This is a genomic window from Mucilaginibacter sp. GW822-FHT03E02 (assembly GCF_058801545.1).
Genome location: NZ_JBXANJ010000001.1, coordinates 3,575,640 through 3,597,731, shown reverse-complemented (window position 1 = coordinate 3,597,731; position 22,092 = coordinate 3,575,640). Strand labels below are relative to the sequence as shown.

Annotated in this window: 22 protein-coding genes; 9 read left to right on the top strand and 13 right to left on the bottom strand. The window is 45.1% G+C overall.

The features are described from left to right. Positions 1-3: 3 nt before the first annotated feature. The 4 genes from AC1RM2_RS14925 to AC1RM2_RS14910 are packed head-to-tail and all read left to right on the top strand — an operon-like array spanning position 4 to position 5,734. On the top strand, positions 4-3,132 hold the full coding sequence (locus tag AC1RM2_RS14925) for an efflux RND transporter permease subunit (protein WP_492985962.1): 3,129 nt from the start codon (positions 4-6) through the stop codon (positions 3,130-3,132). A 5-nt stretch (positions 3,133-3,137) separates the two neighbouring features. After that, the gene (locus tag AC1RM2_RS14920) at positions 3,138-4,457 is read left to right on the top strand and encodes a TolC family protein (protein WP_492985961.1); all 1,320 of its coding nucleotides are present in this window, start codon (positions 3,138-3,140) and stop codon (positions 4,455-4,457) included. 45 nt (positions 4,458-4,502) lie between these two features. Further along, positions 4,503-4,883 carry a response regulator gene (locus AC1RM2_RS14915; RefSeq protein ID WP_477355291.1) on the top strand — a complete coding sequence of 127 codons (381 nt, stop codon included), beginning with the start codon at positions 4,503-4,505 and terminating at the stop codon, positions 4,881-4,883. Beyond that, complete coding sequence (locus AC1RM2_RS14910) at positions 4,880-5,734, top strand: N-acetylglucosamine kinase (protein WP_492985959.1); 855 nt, start codon at positions 4,880-4,882, stop codon at positions 5,732-5,734. Before AC1RM2_RS14915 ends, AC1RM2_RS14910 begins: the two co-directional genes overlap by 4 nt. Before the next feature lie 652 nt (positions 5,735-6,386). Here AC1RM2_RS14910 and AC1RM2_RS14905 read toward each other — a convergent pair. Then, the gene (locus AC1RM2_RS14905; RefSeq protein ID WP_492985957.1) at positions 6,387-6,902 is read right to left on the bottom strand and encodes a DinB family protein; all 516 of its coding nucleotides are present in this window, start codon (positions 6,900-6,902) and stop codon (positions 6,387-6,389) included. After that, positions 6,880-8,085, bottom strand: coding sequence for a sensor histidine kinase (locus AC1RM2_RS14900; RefSeq protein WP_492985955.1), 1,206 nt, complete (start codon positions 8,083-8,085; stop codon positions 6,880-6,882). The genes AC1RM2_RS14905 and AC1RM2_RS14900 overlap by 23 nt, the downstream gene beginning before the upstream one ends. 343 nt (positions 8,086-8,428) lie before the next feature. Here AC1RM2_RS14900 and gltX point away from each other — a divergent pair, with 343 nt between their 5' ends. Further along, on the top strand, positions 8,429-9,949 hold the full coding sequence (gltX, locus tag AC1RM2_RS14895; RefSeq protein WP_492985954.1) for a glutamate--tRNA ligase: 1,521 nt from the start codon (positions 8,429-8,431) through the stop codon (positions 9,947-9,949). A gap of 116 nt (positions 9,950-10,065) precedes the next feature. Here gltX and AC1RM2_RS14890 read toward each other — a convergent pair whose 3' ends face one another. The 10 genes from AC1RM2_RS14890 to AC1RM2_RS14845 form a co-directional block, all read right to left on the bottom strand. Continuing rightward, complete coding sequence (locus AC1RM2_RS14890; RefSeq protein WP_492985952.1) at positions 10,066-11,766, bottom strand: DUF3863 domain-containing protein; 1,701 nt, start codon at positions 11,764-11,766, stop codon at positions 10,066-10,068. A 149-nt stretch (positions 11,767-11,915) separates the two neighbouring features. After that, a complete protein-coding gene (locus AC1RM2_RS14885) occupies positions 11,916-12,338 on the bottom strand; it encodes a hypothetical protein (RefSeq protein ID WP_492985951.1) in 423 nt (140 codons plus the stop codon). A gap of 30 nt (positions 12,339-12,368) precedes the next feature. After that, the gene (locus AC1RM2_RS14880) at positions 12,369-12,929 is read right to left on the bottom strand and encodes a cytochrome c oxidase subunit 3 (RefSeq protein ID WP_492985949.1); all 561 of its coding nucleotides are present in this window, start codon (positions 12,927-12,929) and stop codon (positions 12,369-12,371) included. A 142-nt stretch (positions 12,930-13,071) separates the two neighbouring features. Beyond that, positions 13,072-13,485 (bottom strand): YeeE/YedE family protein, encoded by a 414-nt coding sequence (locus AC1RM2_RS14875; protein ID WP_492985947.1) that lies wholly within the window; start codon positions 13,483-13,485, stop codon positions 13,072-13,074. Continuing rightward, positions 13,482-14,042 carry a YeeE/YedE family protein gene (locus AC1RM2_RS14870; RefSeq protein ID WP_492985945.1) on the bottom strand — a complete coding sequence of 187 codons (561 nt, stop codon included), beginning with the start codon at positions 14,040-14,042 and terminating at the stop codon, positions 13,482-13,484. The genes AC1RM2_RS14875 and AC1RM2_RS14870 overlap by 4 nt, the downstream gene beginning before the upstream one ends. A gap of 27 nt (positions 14,043-14,069) precedes the next feature. Continuing rightward, complete coding sequence (locus AC1RM2_RS14865) at positions 14,070-15,488, bottom strand: MBL fold metallo-hydrolase (protein ID WP_492985944.1); 1,419 nt, start codon at positions 15,486-15,488, stop codon at positions 14,070-14,072. Positions 15,489-15,565: 77 nt separating this feature from the next. Further along, positions 15,566-16,366, bottom strand: coding sequence for a sulfite exporter TauE/SafE family protein (locus AC1RM2_RS14860; RefSeq protein ID WP_492985942.1), 801 nt, complete (start codon positions 16,364-16,366; stop codon positions 15,566-15,568). A 72-nt stretch (positions 16,367-16,438) separates the two neighbouring features. After that, positions 16,439-17,083 carry a Crp/Fnr family transcriptional regulator gene (locus AC1RM2_RS14855; protein ID WP_492985941.1) on the bottom strand — a complete coding sequence of 215 codons (645 nt, stop codon included), beginning with the start codon at positions 17,081-17,083 and terminating at the stop codon, positions 16,439-16,441. 56 nt (positions 17,084-17,139) lie between these two features. Beyond that, complete coding sequence (locus tag AC1RM2_RS14850) at positions 17,140-17,595, bottom strand: DsrE family protein (protein WP_492985939.1); 456 nt, start codon at positions 17,593-17,595, stop codon at positions 17,140-17,142. Between the two features lie 24 nt (positions 17,596-17,619). Next, a complete protein-coding gene (locus tag AC1RM2_RS14845; protein WP_492985938.1) occupies positions 17,620-18,675 on the bottom strand; it encodes a c-type cytochrome in 1,056 nt (351 codons plus the stop codon). A 169-nt stretch (positions 18,676-18,844) separates the two neighbouring features. On the opposite strand from AC1RM2_RS14845, the gene AC1RM2_RS14840 reads away from it, so the two are divergent. Continuing rightward, on the top strand, positions 18,845-19,591 hold the full coding sequence (locus AC1RM2_RS14840) for a DUF4272 domain-containing protein (RefSeq protein ID WP_492985937.1): 747 nt from the start codon (positions 18,845-18,847) through the stop codon (positions 19,589-19,591). 70 nt (positions 19,592-19,661) lie between these two features. Here the strand turns inward: AC1RM2_RS14840 and AC1RM2_RS14835 are convergent, their stop codons facing one another. Beyond that, on the bottom strand, positions 19,662-20,507 hold the full coding sequence (locus AC1RM2_RS14835; RefSeq protein ID WP_492985935.1) for an N-acyl homoserine lactonase family protein: 846 nt from the start codon (positions 20,505-20,507) through the stop codon (positions 19,662-19,664). A gap of 143 nt (positions 20,508-20,650) precedes the next feature. Here AC1RM2_RS14835 and AC1RM2_RS14830 point away from each other — a divergent pair, with 143 nt between their 5' ends. The 3 genes from AC1RM2_RS14830 (at position 20,651) to arsN2 (ending at position 22,092) form a co-directional block, all read left to right on the top strand. Beyond that, a complete protein-coding gene (locus AC1RM2_RS14830) occupies positions 20,651-20,977 on the top strand; it encodes an ArsR/SmtB family transcription factor (RefSeq protein ID WP_492985933.1) in 327 nt (108 codons plus the stop codon). Positions 20,978-21,027: 50 nt separating this feature from the next. Beyond that, positions 21,028-21,594, top strand: coding sequence for a DUF6428 family protein (locus tag AC1RM2_RS14825; RefSeq protein ID WP_492985931.1), 567 nt, complete (start codon positions 21,028-21,030; stop codon positions 21,592-21,594). A gap of 72 nt (positions 21,595-21,666) precedes the next feature. Continuing rightward, positions 21,667-22,092 (top strand): arsenic resistance N-acetyltransferase ArsN2, encoded by a 426-nt coding sequence (arsN2, locus tag AC1RM2_RS14820; RefSeq protein WP_492985929.1) that lies wholly within the window; start codon positions 21,667-21,669, stop codon positions 22,090-22,092.

The window sequence follows — 22,092 nt, the reverse complement described above, 5'->3', positions numbered from 1 at the left end:
GCCATGAGTTTATCCTCAGTAAGTATAAAAAGGCCGGTTTTGGCAACAGTAATGTCGGTAGTTATTGTTGTGTTTGGTATTATCGGCTATAAATTTTTAGGGGTGAGGGATTTCCCTTCAGTCGATCCGCCAATTATTTCGGTATCTACCAGTTACTCGGGAGCTAATGCCGATGTAATAGAATCGCAGATAACCGAGCCGTTGGAAAAATCAATTAATGGTGTGCCGGGTATCCGTAATATATCATCAACAAGCTCGGTTGGATCAAGCAATATCACGGTAGAGTTTGACCTTGATGCCGATTTGGAAACGGCGGCTAATGATGTGCGCGATAAAGTATCGCAGGCACAGCGCCAGTTGCCACAGGATATTAATGCCCCGCCGGTAGTAACCAAAGCCGATGCCAGCGCCGACCAGATCATCACCCTTACCGTGAGCAGCGACAAGCGTAACATTACCCAGTTGGATGATTACGCCGAAAACGTATTGCAGGAGGGTTTGCAAACTATACCTGGTGTAAGTACTATTAATATACAGGGCCAGCGCCAGTACGCCATGCGCTTATGGATAGACCCTAACAAACTGTCGGCCCTTGGCCTTACGGCTACCGATATTGGTGCTGCACTGGCCAAAGAAAACGTGGAGCTGCCTGCAGGTAAAATTGAGGGAAATAACACCGAAGTAACCATCAGGGCGCTGGGTAAACTATCAACCGAAAAAGATTTTAACAACCTCATCATCCGTGCCGATAGCAGCCGGGTTATACACCTGAGCGATATTGGCTACGCGGTTTTAGGATCGGCTAATGAGGAAACCATATTTAAGGAATCGGGCGTACCCATGGTGGGCCTGGCCATTGTACCACAGCCGGGAGCCAACTATGTGCAAATAGCCAAAGATTTTTATGCCCGTTTAAAACAGATTCAGAAAGATTTACCCCCTGATATTAAGGTAAAGGTGGCTTTAGATAATACGCGGTTTATTAATCAGTCTATAACCGAGGTGCAGGAAACCTTAATTATTTCCTTTGTGCTGGTGGTTATTATTATTTACCTGTTTTTCCGCGATTGGCTTATTGCCTTCCGCCCGCTGATAGATATCCCGGTATCATTAATCGGTGCCTTTTTCATCATGTATGTGTTTGGCTTTTCAATCAATATTTTAACCCTCCTGGGTATTGTACTGGCAACAGGGCTGGTGGTTGATGATGGTATTGTGGTAACAGAAAACATCTACAAAAAAGTAGAAGCAGGCATGGCCATCCGCAAGGCAGCCTTTGAAGGATCTGCCGAGATCTTCTTCGCTGTAGTATCAACTTCGGTTACCCTGGCGGCAGTGTTTTTACCCATTGTATTTTTACAGGGATTTACCGGCAGGTTGTTCCGCGAGTTTGCGGTGGTGGTGGCCGGGGCGGTTTTAATATCGGCCTTTGTGTCGTTATCGTTAACCCCGATGCTGAACGTGAAGCTGATCCGTAAGAACAATAAAAAATCGAAGTTTTACGAGCGAACCGAACCGTTTTTTGTGAACATGACCACGTCGTACACCGAAACGCTGGTTAAGTTTATGAAAGTACGCTGGGTTTCGTTTGTGATCCTGGCGGTATCGTTGCTTATTATAGGGATACTGGTTAAAGTTATTCCATCTGAACTGGCCCCGCTTGACGACAGAAGCTTATTGCGTTACAGCGTAACCGGATCTGAAGGCGCGACATACGAGTACATGACCCGGTATATGGACAAGGTATCTAACATGGTGGCCGATTCTATCCCGGAAGCCAATATTAACCTCGAGATCGTTTCGCCGTCATTTGGAGGCGGAGGCGCAGCAAATACAGGTTTCGGCCGTGTTGGTTTGGTTGCCCCCGACGAGCGTACGCGTACCCAGCAGCAACTTGCCGACTGGATGAACAAAAAGCTGAGCAAAATGCCCGATGCCCGTGCCATTGTTGTGCAGGAGCAAACCATAAGCGGTGGCGGCAGCGGCGCGCGTACATCATTGCCGGTACAGTATGTTATACAAAACCAGGATTTTGAAAAGATAAGAAAAGTACTGCCACGGTTTTTTGCCGAAGTTTCCCGCAGCCCCGTTTTCCAGGGAACGGATGTGAACCTTAAATTTACCAAGCCCGAATTAAGGGTGGTAACAGATCGCGACAGGGCACGTGATTTGGGTGTTTCTGTAGATGACATAGCCCAAACACTGCAATTGTATTATAGCGCCGGACGTTTGGATTACTTCCTGATAAACGGGAAGCAGTACCAGGTAATAGCCCAGGTTGACAGGGCCAACCGCGATCAGCCGCTTGATTTGAGATCGGTATACGTGCGCAGTACCAAAGGGAACCTGGTGCAATTAGATAACGTGGTTAAAACCACCGAAGGGGCCACGCCGCCGGCTATTTATCACTTTAACCGTTATAAATCGGCAACAATTCAGGCTGGCTTAGCCCCGGGCAAAACAGTTGGCGATGGTATTGCCGAGATGGACCGCATCTCCAAAAGCCTGCTTGATGAAACATTTAGCACCGCCCTTAGCGGCCCATCGCGGGATTATGCCGAAGGATCATCAAATATCTTATTTGCCTTTGGCTTTGCCCTTTTGCTGATATACCTGGTTTTGGCAGCCCAGTTTGAAAGCTTTATGGATCCCTTCATCGTGATGCTCACCGTACCGCTGGCTATTTCGGGTGCATTTTTATCGTTGTGGCTGTTTAATCAAACATTGAATATTTTCAGCGAAATAGGTATCATCACCCTGGTGGGGCTGGTAACCAAAAACGGGATTCTTATTGTGGAGTTTGCCAATCAGCGCATGGAACATGGTGTGGCCAAATACGAAGCCGCTATTGAAGCCGCGACAGCGCGCCTGCGCCCAATACTTATGACCAGTTTGGCCGTTGTATTAGGCTCGGTGCCTATCGCCTTCGCATTGGGCTCAGGGGCAAAAAGCAGGGTATCGTTGGGTATTGTTATTATGGGCGGTATGCTGTTCTCGTTAGTATTAACACTTTATATTATCCCGTTGATGTATGTGATCTTCGCATCAAAAACCCGCCGCGACCCCGAAGAAGAGCCTGAAGAAGAAACAGAGCCAGAAAAAAAAGAAATAAAATTGATTGAAAATCTTTAACCGATATGATCATTAAAAAAACAGCCTTCCTGCTTTTTTGCTGCACCCTGCTGCGGATGCATACCTGGGCGCAGGAAGCCCCGCTGCTTACGTTAAAAGATGCGGTAGAAATAGCTTTAAAAAACAACTATAACATCAAGCTTTCGCAAAATAACAAAACCATTGCGGCTAATAATGTTACGCTTGGCAACGCCGGCGTTTTGCCAAAGGTTAACGGTAATTTTGCATCAACCAACAGCCGCTTAACAACCAAACAAACCCGTTCAGATGGCTCGGTTAATAATATCCATAATGCCCCCAACACCGGCATTAATTACGGCGTTGCCCTTAACTGGACAATTTTTGACGGCTTTAACATGTTTGCCACTTATGACCAGTTAAAGCAACTTGACCAGCTGGGTTCGCTGCGCTTGCAGGATACCATCCAGCGAACGGTAGCCAATGTGATCACTACTTATTATGACCTCATCAGCCAAAACGAGCAGATAAAGGCCCTGAAAGGCGCGATAGAAATTTCGCGCACGCAGCTGCGCTATGCCAATGATAAATTTCATGTTGGTCGCGCCTCAAAGCTTGATGTGTTAAACGCCCAGGTAAATTTAAATACAGACACCGCCAACCTGGTTACCCAATACCAGGTATTTAAAACAAGTAAAATCCAGCTTAACCAAATCCTCATCCGCGATTTGCAAACCGATTTTTCGGTTGCCGATACCATCGTGGTTGATGATAAATTGTTGTTGGGCAATATTTTAAGCAGCGCGCAATCGCAAAATCCAACCATATTATCAACCCAGATAAACCGCCGCCTGGCCGAAATTAACCTTAAGCAGGTAAAATCAACCCGCTATCCGCAGGTGGCCGTAACAACGGGATATACTTTCAGCGATAATAAAACACCGGCGGGCTTTACCCTGCAGCAAAACCAGCATGGGTTAAATTACGGCCTTACTGCAACCATCAATATTTTTGATGGCTTTAACCAAACCCGCAAGGAGCGCAACGCGAAAATCCAGATAGATAATGCCAACATCAGCGCAAAACAGGTGCAGCTAAATATCGAAGCCCAGATAAATAGTTTATATGCCTCATACGTCTCGGGCCTTGATCTGATAGCGTTAGGCCAGGCAAACGTGGTGATAGCTAAGAAGAATCTCGACATATCCTTAGAAAAGTATAAGCTGGGCAATATCACGCCGCTCGAAATCCGGGAAGCGCAGCGCAATTATCTTGCTGCCCAATCAACTTTTTTTGCTGCCCAATATCAATCAAAACAGGCAGAAATTACTTTAAAACAGATAACAAGCAGTATAAATATTCAGTAGCGGGATTATTTTATTTTAAATATAAAAACACATATATTTGAAAACATGTCCAATCCCTACAAAACCTGTCTGTTGATTGATGATAACTACATCGACAACTTTGTTACGCGCAAGGTTTTGGAGGCAAGTAACTTTGCCGAAACGATAGTTGTGCGCCAATCGCCAACAGAAGCGATTGATTCCCTGCGATTTGGAATTATTACACCTGATGTAATTTTCCTTGATATCCGCATGCCTACTATGAGCGGTTTTGAGTTTTTAAGGGAGTTTGATTTGCTGGATATCGATAAAAAAAACATCAAAATATTCATGCTTTCGTCGTCGCTTGACCCTGTTGATATGAAACAATCGGCAAACAACAAATATATTACCCAGTTTATCCATAAGCCATTAACTTTAAAGGCCCTCGAAGAACTTAGTGCATGATTTTAGTAGCCGATAGCGGATCGTCAAAAACAGACTGGTTACTACACATTCCTGATCAGCAACCGGTAGCATTTAAAACAGCAGGGTTAAACCCATACTTTTTAGGCGAAAAAGAAATAGCCAAAATAATTGCCGACCAGGCGCCCGCGATGCTGGCATATGGCGACACGATTGAAGAGATTTATTTTTTTGGTGCGGGCTGTTCCAGCCCCGATAGGCACGAGATTGTTTCCAATGCCATCAGTCAGCATTTTCCCAAGGCATACATATGTGTGGATAGTGACCTTTTGGGTTGCGCATACGCTACCTGCGGCCACGAAAAAGGGATTTGTTGCGTAATGGGTACCGGGTCAAACATCTCGTTTTTTGATGGCGAGGAGATTTTTGAAGGGCAGCACGGCTTAGGCTATGTGTTAGGCGATGAAGGATCAGGTACCTGGTTTGGTAAAACCCTTATAACCGATTTTTTGTATGGTCGCATGCCTGCCGAAATTAATTCGAGATTTGAAAGGGCCTATCATCTTAACAAAGATATCGTTATAAAAAACGTATACCAAAAGCCCAACGGCAATACCTACCTGGCCTCGTTTTCAAAATTTGTAAGCGAGGTAAAAGCAACTGCATATGGCCAGGAGATATTGGAACGGGGCCTGTTGGAGTTTATCCAAACCAATATCAAATCTTATCCAGAATACCACAAATACAAATGCCATTTTGTGGGATCGATAGCTTTCTTTTTTAAGGACGAGCTCGCCACACTCTGCCATTCGCAAGGTGTAAAAACCGGCAAAATCATCAAACAGCCAATTAATGACCTGATGGCTTTTATTTTGAAGCGGAACGAGGGATAGGGTTCGAAGCCTATAACCCCATCGTCATTGCGATGGTACGAAGCAATCTCTTTAGATATTTATTAAACTATTTATTCAGTTTTACCAGGCGTGGAGATTGTTTTGTACCGACCCATGACATATCCAATTTTCCTGTCATCCTGAGGTACGAAGGATCTATCAGCTGTGCATGACCGATAGAAAAGTTCGCGAATAGATGCTTCGTTCCTACCCATGACAAGTTGAAAAACGGAAGTCATCCTGAACTTGTTTCAGGATCCCACAGGACAGGTGACCCGCGTGAAGTACACTTAGCATGTGGGGTGCTGAAACAAGTTCAGCATGACATTGGGGATTAAATCGTTGTCATTCTCCCTTCAGAGTTTCGCGAAATTTTTCCACTGCCCATTACATGTTATAAATAGCCCCTCTGTCATTCTGAACGGAGTGAAGAACTACCTCTTGAACGAAGTGAAAAATCTGTTAGCCAACATGCATCGCCGACGGAAAGTTCGCGAATAGATCCTTCACTACGTTCAGGATGACAGTTCTCTTATTGTATGTCATTTCCCCTTCAGAATTTCGCGAAATTTTACCACTCAGCATGACAGTCTTTTATTTTTGAATGTCATTTCCCTTCAAAATTTCGCTGATTTTACCTCTCTTAGCAAAGCTACCCAATCCCGTACCTATCCCTAAAAATATTTAAATGATGCAATTCGTGCCCGGCCAGCATATATACAAATGCCCGCACGGTAAAACGGCTGCTGCTGGCAATGCCATCGCGCAATAGCTGATCGTCACTAAATCCCTTGATCAGGTAAATATTTGACAGCCGGGTGGCTTTAAATTCTTCGGCCAGGTCTTTAATACTAATGTGGCTTACATCGGTATTGGCTACATAAACGTCCTGGTCAAAGCCAGGCAACTCAACATGGTTACGCGAGAAAACCATGGCGCGGTAGGCAAAGGTGCGTTCGGTATCAATCATGTGCCCAAGCGCCTGTTTAACCGTCCATTTACCAGGGGCATAGGCGTAGGCGCCCTGTTCTTCGGTCAGGCCGCTAAACAACGTATAACTTGATGCCATTAGCTGTTCCAGCTTTTCGATCACATTTTCATCGGGCACCAGCCCCACGTAACCGGCGGCAAATGGTGAATATTCATCACTGTTTGGTCTGCTTATCATTGCGAGTGTTTCTTAATACAATTCTAAAAGTTGTGCCCTTGCCCAGTTCCGAGTCTTTTACAAATATTTGCCCGTTATGATAGTTTTCTATCATCCTTTTGGTGAGCGAAAGACCCAGCCCCCAGCCGCGCTTGCGGGTTGTATAGCCTGGCTGAAATACGGTATCAAATTTAGAGCGGGGAATACCTTTACCGGTATCGGTTACATCAATAAATATCTGGTTTTTTACTTTGTTGCCGCTAATATCTACTTTAATGCTGCCTTTGCCGTCAATGGCGTTAACAGCGTTTTTTAGCAGGTTTTCAATTACCCAATCAAATAGCGGGGCGTTAAGCCCGGCTTTTAGGTGAGGGTTGCCACTCATTTCAAAAGTTATATTTTTGCTTACGCGGACTTTAAAATAATCAACAAAATCTTTCACTACGGCATAAACGCCATGCTCTTCCAACACGGGCTTCGAACCGATTTTTGAGAAACGGTCGGCAACAATTTCCAGTCGCTTCACATCGTTTTCCATTTCGGCAACCAGCACATCGTCCTCGGCGTTAAACTTCTCCTTCATCAGCTCAATCCACGCCATTAGTGATGATATGGGCGTACCCAGCTGGTGGGCCGTCTCTTTGGCCAACCCCACCCAAACCTGGTCCTGCTCCGATTTTCGCGACGAGCTAAACGCGGTATAAGCCATCAGCAAAAACACCGCGATAACAGAGAGCTGTACATATGGAAAAATTTTTAGCTGCGTTAACAGTGGCGAATCTTTATAATAAACGAAGTTTTCTTCGCCCAGTATTTGCAGCCTGATAGGTTCATGTTGCCCTTTCATGTATTGCAACTCATCCTTAAAATATTGTAAGTCGTATTTTTTACCTGGTGAAGGCAAATCGATATACGTTTTGGTGGTATCCAGCCCGCGGGATAAGCGGATATCTCCTTTGGCATCGGTAACAATGGCCGGCACCACCAGACTATCGCGAACGGCAATGGTGTATTTTAAGAAATCATTGTCGTCGGAGTTCAGGATCTGCCGCATGCTCATGGCCCAAACCTGTGCACGGGTACGCTCGGACCGGGCTATGTTTTTAACCAGGTAGCTGGTGTAAAATAACGAACCGCTGGCAATAACAGTCGCAAACGCGAGCAGTAAATACTTCCACCTTTTTTTTTGCTGATACGGGTTCATGCTGGCCACGGTTCAAATAACGTGATTTTTTTAGATTTCAGATGTGCAAATATGCAGATGTGCAAATTTCAGGTATGCAAATGTGCAGATGGAGGAGCATTTTTTCATTCATTTTCGTATTGTAGCGATGCAAAAGAAGCTGTAAAACAGCTGCCCATCCGAAACCGCAGACGTGCAGGTATGCAAATTTCAGATGTGCTGTTGCGGTTTTGTTTCGATTTTAATTTTATGACAATTCATAATATATTGATTTTTAGCGAGATGTATTTTTTTGCTGTTTCACCTGTTGCGCAACGCAACACTTTGCATCGGGCCATCTTGAAATAACCTTATCTTTGCCCCTATGACCGATAAAAAAGTAAGGGTTCGTTTTGCACCGAGCCCTACAGGTGGTTTGCACCTTGGTGGTGTACGCACCGTATTGTTTAATTATTTGTTTGCCAAAAAACACCAGGGCGATTTTGTTTTGAGAATTGAAGATACCGACCAAACCCGTTATGTGGAAGGTGCCGAAGAATATATTTTAGATTGCCTTAAATGGTGTGGTCTGCATCCCGACGAAAGCCCGGTTGCCGGCGGCCATTATGCCCCCTATCGCCAAAGTGAACGCAAAGCCATTTACCGTGAATATGCCGAACGCCTGGTAATGCAGGGCCATGCTTATTATGCCTTTGATACTGCCGAAGAGCTGGACAAAAACCGTAAGGAGATCCCCAACTTTCAGTACGGGCAGGCATACCGCCAAACATTGCGAAATTCTGTATCGTTGCCGCAGCATGAGGTTGATGCACTGTTAGATGCACACACCCCGCATGTTATCCGCATAAAAATGCCGGCCGATGAAACGGTAAGTTTTACCGATATGATTCGCGGACATGTAAGCTTTGAAACCAACCTGGTTGATGATAAGGTATTGCTGAAAGCCGATGGCATGCCAACCTACCACCTTGCGGTTGTGGTTGATGATTACCTGATGAAAATTTCGCACGCTTTCCGCGGCGAAGAGTGGCTGCCATCTGCACCGGTGCATTTGCTGCTTTGGGAGTATTTAGGATGGAAAGCCGATATGCCAAAGTGGGCCCATTTACCGCTGATATTAAAACCGGATGGCCATGGCAAGCTAAGCAAACGCGATGGCGCCCGCCTTGGTTTCCCGGTATATGCCATGAGTTGGTTTGATGCCAAAACAGGCGAATTAACACCCGGTTTTAGGGAGCTTGGCTTTTTGCCCGAAGCTTTTTTAAACCTGCTGGCTACCCTTGGCTGGAATGATGGTACAGGCCAGGAGTTATTTACGCTGGATGAACTGGTAGAAAAGTTTTCGATAGACCGCGTGAGCAAAGCCGGCGCTAAATTTGATTTTGAAAAGGCCAAATGGTTCAATGCCGAGTGGATAAAACGATCTGAGGTGGGTAAACTGAGGCCGGAGGTGAGTAAGATTTTGGCGGATAAAGGCGTCGTTGTTACCGATGATACAAAGCTGGAAACGGTTATCAACTTAGTAAAAGACCGTTGTGTTGTGCTGCCTGATTTTTACCAGCAGGCCGGTTACTTTTTTGAGCAGCCGAAAGAATATGACCTTAACGCCGTAAAGCCTAAATGGACAGATGCCAAAACCGATTTTTTTAACGCGCTGATTACTTTATTGACAGCCGAAGCCGGGATAGAAGCCCACGACTTTGAAATCAAATTTAAGGCCCTTGCCGAAGAAAAGGCGCTGAAAGTTGGCGATGTAATGCTTCCGTTCCGTATTATGCTGGTTGGCGGCAAGTTTGGCCCGCATGTGTTTGATATAGCGGCTTTGTTGGGGAAGGCAGAAACCATCAGCAGAATAGAGAAGGCTTTGGAGGCGTTTACCGCGTAGGGTGATGCTTTGAATTAAACGCAAGGATATTAAAGGAATAACACCTGTTGCCGGAAAAGAAGAAAAATTTGCCATCTATACCCTGTAAGCTTACCGGATATAGATGGCAGAATAACTTACCGGATGTCTGGCTGTAAGGCAGTCCCCAAATCCAGCACAATTGCATCCCCTTCTGGCGTCAAGCGCCAGGCAGAACCGTTGGCCGGTTTCGAAAACTTTCCTTGCAAAGCCTTTAATTTATAATTTGTGTTTTCAAACCTGCAGTTCAGTTGTTTAGGGTTGATGTTAGTATAGGGCGCTGTTGCACCGGGGGCTACATCCATATCCAAACACCAATTATAGCGGGCCTTGTTATCCATGTATATTTTAATTTGCTTCTCTGTCAAATCCATTTCCAGCCAGCCGCCTTCATCCAGTCGCCATGATATATGCAGGCTGTTTTTGCCGGTGTTTTTAAATATGGGCGATTGCCCGGTTGCCAGGATCTCTTTTCCATGTTCCACTCGTTTAAGCCGTAAGCCGGCAATATGATCGGGTTTACTCCAGATGTAGCCATCTACCACAGGCAGGGTAAAAAAGGTGCACTCATTTGATGTAGCCACCTGTTTTTCATAAACCGATGGGAATTTTTCATCAAACAAATGGATATCACGAATGCGCAAACTGCCCTTTTCCCAAAGCAGGTTAATGCGGTAAAAGCGGCTGTTATACCAAACGGTTTTCAAATCGCTGCCGGGTATATCCTTAGTTACCGTAAATGAAGTGGCCGGTGTAACCGGGTATTTCATTTTAAACCAACGGCCCGATTGCTCCAGGGTTTCAACCCTTACTTTATGCTCATCGCGTAGCTGGGCAATCAGTGGCATTTGTATTTCTAAGCCTTTGGCCATGGCATCCCAGGTAAATGAGTTTTCCTGCCCGGCTTGTGTATAATTAAAGCCGAGCGAAGGATCATCCGTAAATGATTTAAAAAACCAGTTTACCCAGGTTGAATCGCCGCCGCCAAATTTGTAAACAGGCTCCAGTGTAACTACGCCTTGGCGGGTTGTGCCAAGGCCGTTATCGTACTGCCGTACCGGATCGCTGCCCAGCATCCGGAAGATGGGAACAGGAATCTGATTTTGCGCGTGCTGGGCGGGCATATAAGAGTTTATTTTGCTTGGATAATAGGCCTGGTTCCAGTAACCACCCCAAAGGGTGTAGCCATCGGTGCCATACTGGTCTTTACAGTTTGCCGAAGCCACAATATGGTATTTTTGATACATGTAGTTAATGCTATAAGCATCAATAAACCATGAAGCCACCGATTTGGGGTAATAGCCAAAAATCTTTTTAAAATCGTGGAAGTATACATCAATCAGCTTTTCGCGCTCCCTGGGGGTATAGCCGGTAGAAAAGCCAATGTTGGCCCGCCAGTCCCAGGGATAACGGCCGCGCCATTTAAGGCCTGCGTTTTCTACCATTGGCTGTGGTATCTCCCACCAGGCGCCAATCTCAAATGTCCCCTTTGGCAGGGTTGCCAACAGTTTTTGATATCGTTTATCCATCAGCGCATCGTACTGTAAAAGGAATGTGCCACCCAGGTGATACTTTTTCATGATCTCCACCTGTTTTACCACAGTTTGGTACAATACATCTTCGGTAATTGCCGGATCCCGTGGCTCCAGCAGGCGAATGAAGTTAACAATGTTAACAATCTTGGGCGTACTATCGGCGGGTATTGGTTTTTTATTTTGGGCGATTGCAGTTATCGCCATGGAAATAAACAAAGCGCAAAAAATGAATTTGCAGGCTGCTTTAGCTTTTGTAAAAATCATAGGGTAGGTAATATATGGTCAAATTGGAAATCAACTCACTAACGTAGTGAATTGATTGGCGTTTGGCATCCCTATCTGTCTGATGTTGGAAAACAGTTATATATGAGAGAGTAACGTTCAGCTGACGGCTAAGGAAATATGTAACCGGTTTATATAAAATCAAAATAGCCCCTTTTGAATATAACTACTGATTGAGGAATAGCGTTTTCTTCGTCAGGATCGTCAATTGTATTGACTCCGATACCATATTTGAAAGAAGTAAATTCATCGTAGTTAATTGTTAACTCAGAATCGAAATGAAGAAACAGGGAGACCAGATCACGGTAACGGGTTTCTAAAATATTAACATTATTAAAAACAGGATTGGGCCTGAAATACTCGAATGCGTTTATATTTCCTTTTTCATCATAGTAAACAAATAATTCGCTTTGCTTAAAGTAATCGTAATAATCCTTGTAGTTATCTTTCCCCTTAACGCCCGACGTGAATTTTTCATTTAGTTTTTTCCTTACATCTTCCCTGGTATCAGAAAAATGCAAGCTGCCAACCGATTTAAAAGGAATAATTATCATAACTCAGCGAATTATTTGCAATCGAATTTATCATTTTAACACTAAAAACAAGTAAAGATACACCCACAAAATATCTATAAAATGCCAGAAGGTGGTGCTCATTTCCATGCGGTATAAAATTCTGTACCGGGGCTTGTTTTTTAACGAGCCGGATAAGGTATAGCCCAGCAACCCAATGCCGGTTATAATGTGTAAAAGGTGAACGGCCACAAAAACATAAATGAACGATTGGTAGCTTTTGTGCATATCAAAATAAACTTTTTGATGAAGCAATATACCCCAGGCAACAGCCTGCAGCAACATAAACAGTAGCCCCAAGACAATCGTGAGCTTTAGATACAGGTGGAATTTAGCATTTTGCAATTGCTTTAAACTTTTACCGGCGATATGTAAAGTTCCACTGCTACCGAGTATAACAACCGTACTGATGATAAACACAACCGGCAATTGGGTATGTATGGCATCGCCTGCAGAGGTTGAAATAAGGAACACGCTGGTTAGCCCGGCAACCAGCATAAACGACGATGCTATGGCCAGCCAAACCATAAATTTGCGGGCATTCAGGTTTTGCATATCCTTACGTTCATCCATGCCGAAAATTAGTGAATTGTTGTGTTAAAATTAACAGCCGGGTTGTGTAAAAGACCAGGGCATAAGAAAATGTTTTTAGAAAAACACCGTCATCATAATGGCATCGGGATAATTACTTAAAAGTGTTAAAACAAATTAGGTTTTAATGGGGCAACTTACCTCGCAACAAACCATAAAGGAACGTGCCTGCCAACGCGCCGATAATCACAATGATAAAGGATAAATAGCCGTAGCCGATATTAACAAACATAGGGCCGGGGCATGCGCCGGTAAGCGCCCAGCCAAGGCCGAATATCAGCCCGCCGATGATATACTTTGTCCGGCTTTTTTCTTTATCGGCAAATATGATAGGGTTGCCCTGCGAATCTTTGATGTGAAACTTTTTAATGAGGTAAACAGACAATGCGCCTAAAATTACAGCGGTGCCAATAATGCCATACATATGAAACGACTGGAAACGGAACATCTCCTGGATGCGGTACCAGGACACAGCCTCAGACTTGGTCATGATGATGCCGAAGATAACGCCGGTGATAATAAATCTTAATCCTTTCATATCGATAATATCAGCGGCAATAAAAAGTGCGTCATGATAAGCCCGCCGGCAAAAAAGCCGATGACCGCTATTAATGAAGGAAATTGCAGGTTTGACAGGCCACTAATGGCATGCCCCGATGTACAGCCGCCAGCATACCTGGAGCCAAAGCCTACCAGTAAACCACCGAATAAGAGGATGGCAACGTTTTTAAAAGACAAACTATGTACCCCAAAAAGCAGCGCAGGATTTAGCTGCCCGTCAAAATTTACGCCGATGGCTTTAAGGTCGGTTACGGTAGCGCTGGCCAGCTTTAGCGGCGCATCATTTTTTAATAGGGTAGCAGATATCAGTCCGCCCAAAATCGATCCCACTAAAAACAAAAGGTTCCATTTTTGTGCCTGCCAGTCAAAATCAAAAAACGGAACTTTTTTACCTACGCCGGTCATAGAGCAAATGGTGCGCAGGTTTGATGAAAAACCAAATGATTTTCCGAAATAAAGCAATAAAACCATGATAGCGGCAATTGCAGCCCCCGAAGTATACCAGGGCCAGGGTTGTTTGAGCAAATCAAGCATCGTTGTATATGTTTTCTTATTATAAAATTACGGCATTGTGCTTGGGCACACGTAAGCGCTCACATTAAACCTGCCGGAATCCTTTATGGCTTTAAAGCCGCCCTGAACATCAACCAGGTTTGTAAAGCCCCGTGCCCTCAGCATCGAATTAAATATCATTGAACGATATCCTCCGGCACAATGCACATAATAGGTTTCATTTTTATCCAACCGGGCCATATTGCTGTTGATGTCATCCAATGGCAGGTTTTCGGCGTCTACTATATGTTCGGCATAGTACTCTGGAGCTTTACGCACATCAAGAATTTTTACCGGGCTATGGTTGCTTACTTTATCTGCAAGTTCATCAGCAGTTAAAGATACAATGCTGTCTGTTTCGTTACCGGCAGCCTGCCACGCCGCAATGCCACCCTTTAAGTAACCAATGGCATGGTCATAACCTACACGCGCCAGGCGGGTAACTACCTCTTCTTCGCGTCCTTCTTCGGTAATCAGCAAAATTTGCTGGTTAATATCCGGCACCAATGCGCCAACCCAGGGGGCAAAGCTCCCATCGATACCAATATTGATGGAGTTAGGCACAAAGGCCTTCGCAAAAACCAGGGGATCGCGCGCGTCAAGCAAAATGGCGCCAGTGCTGTTGGCCGCGGCTTCAAACGCGTCGGGGGTTAATGGCTGGGTTCCCTGGCTCAGTACTTTTTCAAAGCTTTCGTAACCTTCCCTGTTCATTTTAACATTCAGCGGGAAATATACCGGCGGGGCGGTTAATCCACTGGTAACCTCAGTTATAAATTCTTCGCGCGTCATGTTGGGGCGCAAGGCGTAGTTGTATTTTTTTTGATTGCCTAAGGTGTCGGTGGTTTCCTTGCTCATGTTTTTTCCGCAGGCAGATCCGGCACCGTGGGCGGGGTAAACAATAACATCATCGGGCAATGTCAGGATGCGGGTGCGCAGCGAATCGAACAATAAACCTGCCAGGCCTTCCTTTGTCAACCCGGATGCTTTTTGTGCCAGATCGGGCCGGCCAACGTCGCCAATGAATAAAGTATCGCCAGAGAACAAAGCGGTTTCTTTGCCAAATTCATCGCTTAAAAGGTAACAGGCCGACTCCATGGTATGGCCGGGTGTGTGCAGCACTTTTATGGTGAGTTTGCCAACTTTAAAGGTTTCGTTATCTTTAGCTATATGCGCTTCAAAGCCGGTTACCGCATTTGGCCCGTATACAATCTGTGCGCCGGTTTCCCGCGCCAGGTCAATATGGCCAGATACAAAATCGGCATGGAAATGAGTTTCAAAAACATACTTGATGGTGGCCCCTGCCGCATTGGCTTTAGCTATATAAGGCTCCACCTCTCTTAGTGGATCAACAATGGCAACCTCATTTTCTGACTGGATGTAGTACGCCCCCTGGGCCAGGCATCCGGTATATATTTGTTCAATACTCATGATATTTTCTTTTACTTTAACAAAGGTGCAGTTTAGCAAGCAAGCGGGTGGTGACCAAAGTCACCACCTCATCAAAATTATTTAAAAAACAGTTCTTTAGCCAATATATAAATACCCATTACCAGTACAAACCAGCCAAAACCCTTTTTTAGTTTGTTGCCGTCAATCCGGCGGCTAATTAACCCGCCTGCAAATATACCGGCTATCGCTATAGCTGTTATTTTTAACAGGAATACCCAGTTGATTGCAAAGTGGCCCAGATCGCCGGTAAAGCCGATGAGCGAATTCATGGCGATGATAAGCAGCGAAGTACCAACAGCTTGTTTCATGGGCAGGCCTACTAACAAAACAAGGGTAGGTATTAGTAAAAAGCCGCCTCCTGCACCTAAAAAGCCGGTTGCCAGTCCTATACCTATGCCATAAAGCAATAGTTTGGTAATGTTGAGTTTTTTATCGCCGGTGTGATTCGGCGTCTCCATTTTACTGCCGCTTTTGATCATGGCTGTTGCTGCGGCCACCATTAATACCGCGAAAAACACCATGGTAAGGATGTTTTGGGTGAGTTGAAAGCTGCCGATTCGCAAAATGTTATGAGGTATCAGCGGCACCAGGAACTTACGCGAAATAAAAACAGTGCTGATAGATGTTAAACCAAAAAGCATGGCTGTTTTAATATTCACCAGGCCCTTGCGGTAATTAGTAAAAACGCCCACCATGCTGGTTGAACCAACAATAAATAAAGAATAGGAGGTTGCTAAAAGCGGGCTGGTGCCAAAAAGGTAAACCAGCACCGGAACCGTAAGGATAGAGCCGCCGCCGCCAATAAGGCCAAGCGAAATTCCAATTAAAGCCGATGCGAGGTAAGCGAAAAACTGCATGTTTAAATAATTAACAACGCAAAAGTGTTTGTTTTACCCGCGCGCAACGGTGACTTATGTCACCCCGGTTTTTTATTTTTTCCACTCAATAAAATTGCGGTTCAGCACGATATCGCCGCGCTGTTCCATTTTTTTTAACAGGCGGGAAATCACCTCGCGCGAGGAGTTCAGATCGGCGGCAATCTGGCCGTGGGTTATCTTTAGTTCGCGCATTTTTAGTTTTTGATATTGATTTTGCAGGTAATAGTATAAACGATCGTCCATGCCCTTAAAAGCGATATGGTCAATTACTATCAGCAGTTCTTCGTACCGGGAGCGGTAGGTTTCCAATACAAAATAGTACCAGGTTTTGTAGCTGGTCATCATTTGGTCCATTAAGGCTAAAGGCACAGCCAAAACGGCGGTATCCTCAATGGCTTTACCCATCACCTCGCTGGTTTCCTGTTTGGCGGCGCATATCATGGTTAGGGCACAGGCATTGCCCGGTTCCAGGTAGTACATAAAAAACTCGCCCCCGTCATCGCCTTCGCGGTATAGCTTAACCCGGCCATCTAAAATCATCATGGTTGATTTGATATATTGGCCGGTGCGCAACACAACCTCGCCGGCGGGGATATGAATAACCGACGCATTTTGAACTAAAAAAGCCTTTAACCCGGGCTCAAATTGAGGGAACAGGCGGTCTAAATAGTCCTGGATAACAGATTGGTCTTTCATAAAAACGGGTAAAAACAAGAATGATGTTTAGTTTGCCGAAAGGAGAGGGGGGCGGCTTAGGGGTGTATAGTCGCCCATCCATCGGCCTGGCGGATAATAATTTCGCCGTTGCCGCTGGGTACATAGCTTATAAACGGAAAAAGCGTAGCCTTGTCAATGTGCCGCTCCCTTACGGTATTGCTGCATTGCGCCAGTATCACTCCTTTTTGCAGCAGTTTTTGCAGCTCGGCTTCGTACGGCCCAGCTTTATCGTAAACGGCAACGCCATCAGCAAAAGCAATAAGCTCCATTTCCAGCTTGCCTTTTAGCCGGGTGTCTTCCAGGGCGTTGTCCATATTACGCAGGGTTTGTTTAATCTTCTTCGGGTCCGATTCATCAAGGTAATAAAGCGCTTTATAGTGGGCTTGGGTGGCTTCAGCGCCTTTAAATTCCGATGCGGCTGTTTGGGCGAAAGCTGGTTTAATAAAAAGCAAACCGGCAAGCACGAAGAGTAAGGAAAAACGATTTTTCATGGCTATAGATTTAAAGAGGTTAATTTATGCTTTTTTATGATGGAATTGCTGAATGGGGCCAAATGGTCCGTATTTATGCTGACGGGCGGTAAAGCCATCGGCATACGGCCCGATGGGTAAATCTATGGGCTTTTGCTTTAAGTCGGGATAATCTTTGTGTTGATCTTTGTGCGGCCGGGGCTGCGAGTTGATGTACGCCGCCACATCCCAGCATTCTTTATCCGTTAACTGCGGGCTTTGGTAGGTAGCACCAAAAGGCATATTGGCCTTTACAAAACCAGCCAAATTGCCTATCCTGTACATGCCCGCGCCATCGTTATAACTGCCTGGCCCCCATAACGGCGGGTAGGTATATGATTGTTTATCTGCCGCCAGCAACCCCTCGCCGTTTGCGCCGTGGCAGCTGCGGCACTTTTGGATGAAAACAGCCCTCCCGTTCAACGGATTGGCTGCGCTATCCATAAATGTTAAACGTGGCGTAGCATTACCGAACAGCACCTGTCCCTTTTTTGCATTTTTGCCCAGCCAATGCATATAAGCCATTATCGCTTTAATTTCTTTAGTACCGGTATCGGGCATGACGCCATTCAGGCTGCGCTCAAAACACTCCGAAATCCGCACTGATGCCGATATAACCACGCCGCTGCGGGTGCTTTTTTTAGGATAGGAGGCCGTAAACCCGGCGAAGTTGTTGGCAAACAGTCGGGTGCCCGCATCAAGGTGGCAGTTTTGACAGTTCATTCCGTTACTGATGTGGGCAACAGATCCATTGGGGCCGAAATATAAAGCCGTTGAACTAATTAACATGCGGCCATACCTTATCAAATCGCCTTTTTTACCTACGGGAATACTTTGTGTTTGCGGCGGCAGCCCGGCACCAGCTATATTTTCCTGTTTTTGGGCAGCTTTGAAAACGGTGCCAGTTGCAACACCTTTATAAAGTTTTTTTTCTCCCTGCTCATTGTGTAACGAAACAACCAGCAGCACAATAGCCACAACCAGTAGTAATGAAACCCATACCAGGTAACGTGAAACTTTAATCATAGCTTTTATGGTTTCTTTTGTGGTATCGGTGTTCATATGGGGCTTTATACAAAACTGCACAATTTACAAAAACATGTTGGTGATTTAAGTCACCAAAAACAGTGTACGGCACAGAAATAAATCGGACATTTTTTTGATCTCAATTTTCTTTACATTAGGAGGGCTGCTTTTTATTTGGCAGCCCAAGAATTACTAATTTCATGATATGATAAGAAGGCTCATTATAATTGCTTCGATGTTGTTTTTGTCGTGCAACAACCATAAGGGCGCTGCAATCACAAAACAGGTAGAAAAAATAAAACCGACTAACGATCAGGCCAAACGCCGCCGCCAATCTGAAGCTTATTGCAAAGCACATCACATACCCCTTTATAGTAATCCCAACGCTTTATTTGTAGATCCGGAATCGCGGGCAGCTATACGCACAAAAGATGAAGTGACAGACAGAGCGCTGGCATTGCTATATGTGGGCTTAAAAAGCGAGGGGATAGGCCAAAAGGACTTAGACGAAATAAATAAGAACCTGGATGCGCTATCAAAACTAACCACGGCCGAAAGCGCTTATATTACAAATCCCCGGCCAACAAAGCAACAAACCACCGATGCCAACTGGCGCTACGAAGATTTACATGTGATGCTTTGGGCATTAGGTTTTATTGACTCGCTGGCTTACCCCGATCAATTGTGCAATGTTGCCCAGGATGCAAAAATATTTCGGGACCTAACCGGCAGACAGTTTAAACAGCGAGCCCGGTTACGAACAAAAAAAGAGATTCTCGACCAGGCCGATCTGATCCTGCGGCTGGACTGGGCTTGTGTAGATGCCCGCACCAAAAAGCAGCCGGCTCCCGGAAAGCTTGATAGTGGCGTAGTTTATGAAAGACACTACGCTTTAAACTGGCTGATAAACTACATGAATCAAGAATGGGATGATATAACGACAGATACGTAACAGCATTAGCGCACAATGGGCTTACATTAACAGGTATTTATTGAATGCCCAACCGCCTTATGAGTGTACGCTACTTAATTTCTACCACGCCCGCAGCCACAGCCGGAAACCTGGAAAATACGGCGGCATCATGCCCCGGAACGATGAACCTTACATCGGTAACCATGGTTTTCATTCTTTGCATCGCTTTTACATAGCCTGCCGGGTCGAGCGTTCCTCCGTCTGCCGGTGGCACCAGGTGGTCGAGGCTGTAGTATATCCAGATATTGTCGGATGCCAGGACAATTTTGTTATTTCCGGTATTCACCAGCACGTATTCTGAATTAAAGGTATGCCTTGATCCGGTGAATACTTTTATGCCGGGGATGATTTCTTTATTGTCGCCATCTACCAGCGTTACCTTTCCGGCTAAATTTAAATCAACCATCATGCGTACATCTCTTTTGTTAAATCCGCCGCTCCCTTCGCCTTTTTGCCAGGCCGCTCCCACGAAATAAGTAAAGTCATCTTTTTGGATCCAAACATGGGCATTGGGGAATAACCCCACCCCGTCTATATGGTCCCAATGTGGGTGAGACATGATAACGTCTGTGATATCGCCTGCTTTTAAACCCAGTTTATATAGTGCGCTGTCGGGCCGGATGTAATTAATTACTTTAAACTCTTTGGCATCTTCAATATCACTTAAAAAGCCCGCGTCAACCAAAATGTTGCGGCCATTGCCTTTGATAAGCCATACCATAAAATTGAATTTCAGGCTATCGGTGGCCGGCGCCCCCTTGGCCCAGTCGGCAGCGGTAAAAGGGTATGCCGAACCAGCAAATTTAATGGCATAAACCTTATAAACCGGGGTTTGTGCACGGGCGCCAAGCACGCCCGACAATACTACCAGAGAGAGCAGGAAAAGCTTTTTCATCCCGTAAAGATAGGCCCTAAAACGAGAAGTTAAAAGCAGGGATTGATAATAGTAATGAGGAGAAAACAAGAAATTTCCTCAGCAAGTTATTTTCATTTTTTTCTTGCATTTCGAACATTAATCGTAATATTGCAATATATATTATGGGCTTAACAAAAACAGAAATATTTACCGGCGAGCAAAACAGACTGGCTGTTATGCTTAAGGCGATGGCTCATCCCGCACGTATTGCCATTTTACAACAGATTATCAAAGCGAATGCCTGTATTTGCGGCGACCTGGCTGACGAACTTGGCCTGGCCCAGCCTACCATTTCACAGCATTTAAAGGAGTTAAAAATGGCGGGTTTGATACAGGGAACCATTGAAGGGGTAAGCGTTTGCTATTGCATTAACCCCGATGTATGGAATACACTCAGCAATGAACTAAAGGGCTTTTTTGCGGCTTACGAAACCCCTAAGTGCTGTTAAAAAAATTTGACCGAATCAATCGCAATATTGCAATAATAAAATTAAAGATCATGGATAAGATAGAACCCATCACCTGGAAAACGTTTAAGGATACATTGGTACAACACCACGATTTAATCCTGCAGTTTCAATATGCAGAAAACCAATGGGTGAATGCGGCCTACCATATCACCGAAATAAAACAGGCACCCATCACATCGGTAGATTGCGGCGGTGTAATGAATGCCTGGACAGAAATTATTGTACAACTATGGGAGCCCGAAGGCCAGCAGCAGGATAGAGCCATGAAAGTTGGCAAGGCCCTGTCAATTGTTAACCTGGTAGAAAAAGCGTTGCCTTTAAATCCCAACGGCATTGTGAAAATTGAATTTGGCAACTCCGAATTTGATACCCGCCAAATGCTGCCGAAAACGTTATTGATAAATGGCGATAACCTAATTGTTGACTTAAGGCCAGATGCCGTACAGTGCAAAGCTATAGAAAGAGGCGGCAGTTGCGGCACCAATGATAAAGGCGAAGAGTGCTGCGAATCAACAGTTGCGGCAAAACCCAAAATTCAATTAAAAAACCTGGTTGCCGATGCCGCCTGCTGTACCCCAGGTTCCGGCTGTTGCTAATGGAGCTAAAAGCAGAAGGCGGAAAGCACAAAGCTGAAATACTGTTCGATACGAATACTTAGTTAAAAAGCCATGCAAATAGAAAAAGCAGAAAACCATAGGGCAAAAGTGATTGCCCTGCTGGCAACTGAGAAACTCCCCACAAATGACTTACCGCAAATACTTGACAAATTTGTGGTAGCCAAACAGGGCGAAGAGATAATAGGCGTTGCCGGTATCGAAATTTATGATAGTTGCGGCTTGCTGCGCTCTGTGGCGGTATCTGCTGCATATCGTGGTAAAGGCATAGCCAACCAACTGCTTGGTTATTTGGAAAAGCAGGCAGCCGCCCAATCGCTGCAGGCAATCTTTTTACTTACCGAAACCGCTCCGGAATATTTTGGCAAAAAAGGCTATCGGGAAATTACCCGGGCCCAGGTTCCGGCCGAAGTTCGGCAATCAACAGAGTTTAGCCATGTGTGCCCGCAATCGGCTATTGTTATGAAAAAAATATTATAA

Bases quoted from the DNA above. Each gene is read 5' to 3' on its own strand.
- AC1RM2_RS14925 (WP_492985962.1), top strand. From the start codon at position 4: ATGAGTTTATCCTCAGTAAGTATAAAAAGGCCGGTTTTGGCAACAGTA.
- AC1RM2_RS14920 (WP_492985961.1), top strand. From the start codon at position 3,138: ATGATCATTAAAAAAACAGCCTTCCTGCTTTTTTGCTGCACCCTGCTG.
- AC1RM2_RS14915 (WP_477355291.1), top strand. From the start codon at position 4,503: ATGTCCAATCCCTACAAAACCTGTCTGTTGATTGATGATAACTACATC.
- AC1RM2_RS14910 (WP_492985959.1), top strand. From the start codon at position 4,880: ATGATTTTAGTAGCCGATAGCGGATCGTCAAAAACAGACTGGTTACTA.
- AC1RM2_RS14905 (WP_492985957.1), bottom strand. From the start codon at position 6,902: ATGATAAGCAGACCAAACAGTGATGAATATTCACCATTTGCCGCCGGT.
- AC1RM2_RS14900 (WP_492985955.1), bottom strand. From the start codon at position 8,085: ATGAACCCGTATCAGCAAAAAAAAAGGTGGAAGTATTTACTGCTCGCG.
- gltX (WP_492985954.1), top strand. From the start codon at position 8,429: ATGACCGATAAAAAAGTAAGGGTTCGTTTTGCACCGAGCCCTACAGGT.
- AC1RM2_RS14890 (WP_492985952.1), bottom strand. From the start codon at position 11,766: ATGATTTTTACAAAAGCTAAAGCAGCCTGCAAATTCATTTTTTGCGCT.
- AC1RM2_RS14885 (WP_492985951.1), bottom strand. From the start codon at position 12,338: ATGATAATTATTCCTTTTAAATCGGTTGGCAGCTTGCATTTTTCTGAT.
- AC1RM2_RS14880 (WP_492985949.1), bottom strand. From the start codon at position 12,929: ATGGATGAACGTAAGGATATGCAAAACCTGAATGCCCGCAAATTTATG.
- AC1RM2_RS14875 (WP_492985947.1), bottom strand. From the start codon at position 13,485: ATGAAAGGATTAAGATTTATTATCACCGGCGTTATCTTCGGCATCATC.
- AC1RM2_RS14870 (WP_492985945.1), bottom strand. From the start codon at position 14,042: ATGCTTGATTTGCTCAAACAACCCTGGCCCTGGTATACTTCGGGGGCT.
- AC1RM2_RS14865 (WP_492985944.1), bottom strand. From the start codon at position 15,488: ATGAGTATTGAACAAATATATACCGGATGCCTGGCCCAGGGGGCGTAC.
- AC1RM2_RS14860 (WP_492985942.1), bottom strand. From the start codon at position 16,366: ATGCAGTTTTTCGCTTACCTCGCATCGGCTTTAATTGGAATTTCGCTT.
- AC1RM2_RS14855 (WP_492985941.1), bottom strand. From the start codon at position 17,083: ATGAAAGACCAATCTGTTATCCAGGACTATTTAGACCGCCTGTTCCCT.
- AC1RM2_RS14850 (WP_492985939.1), bottom strand. From the start codon at position 17,595: ATGAAAAATCGTTTTTCCTTACTCTTCGTGCTTGCCGGTTTGCTTTTT.
- AC1RM2_RS14845 (WP_492985938.1), bottom strand. From the start codon at position 18,675: ATGAACACCGATACCACAAAAGAAACCATAAAAGCTATGATTAAAGTT.
- AC1RM2_RS14840 (WP_492985937.1), top strand. From the start codon at position 18,845: ATGATAAGAAGGCTCATTATAATTGCTTCGATGTTGTTTTTGTCGTGC.
- AC1RM2_RS14835 (WP_492985935.1), bottom strand. From the start codon at position 20,507: ATGAAAAAGCTTTTCCTGCTCTCTCTGGTAGTATTGTCGGGCGTGCTT.
- AC1RM2_RS14830 (WP_492985933.1), top strand. From the start codon at position 20,651: ATGGGCTTAACAAAAACAGAAATATTTACCGGCGAGCAAAACAGACTG.
- AC1RM2_RS14825 (WP_492985931.1), top strand. From the start codon at position 21,028: ATGGATAAGATAGAACCCATCACCTGGAAAACGTTTAAGGATACATTG.
- arsN2 (WP_492985929.1), top strand. From the start codon at position 21,667: ATGCAAATAGAAAAAGCAGAAAACCATAGGGCAAAAGTGATTGCCCTG.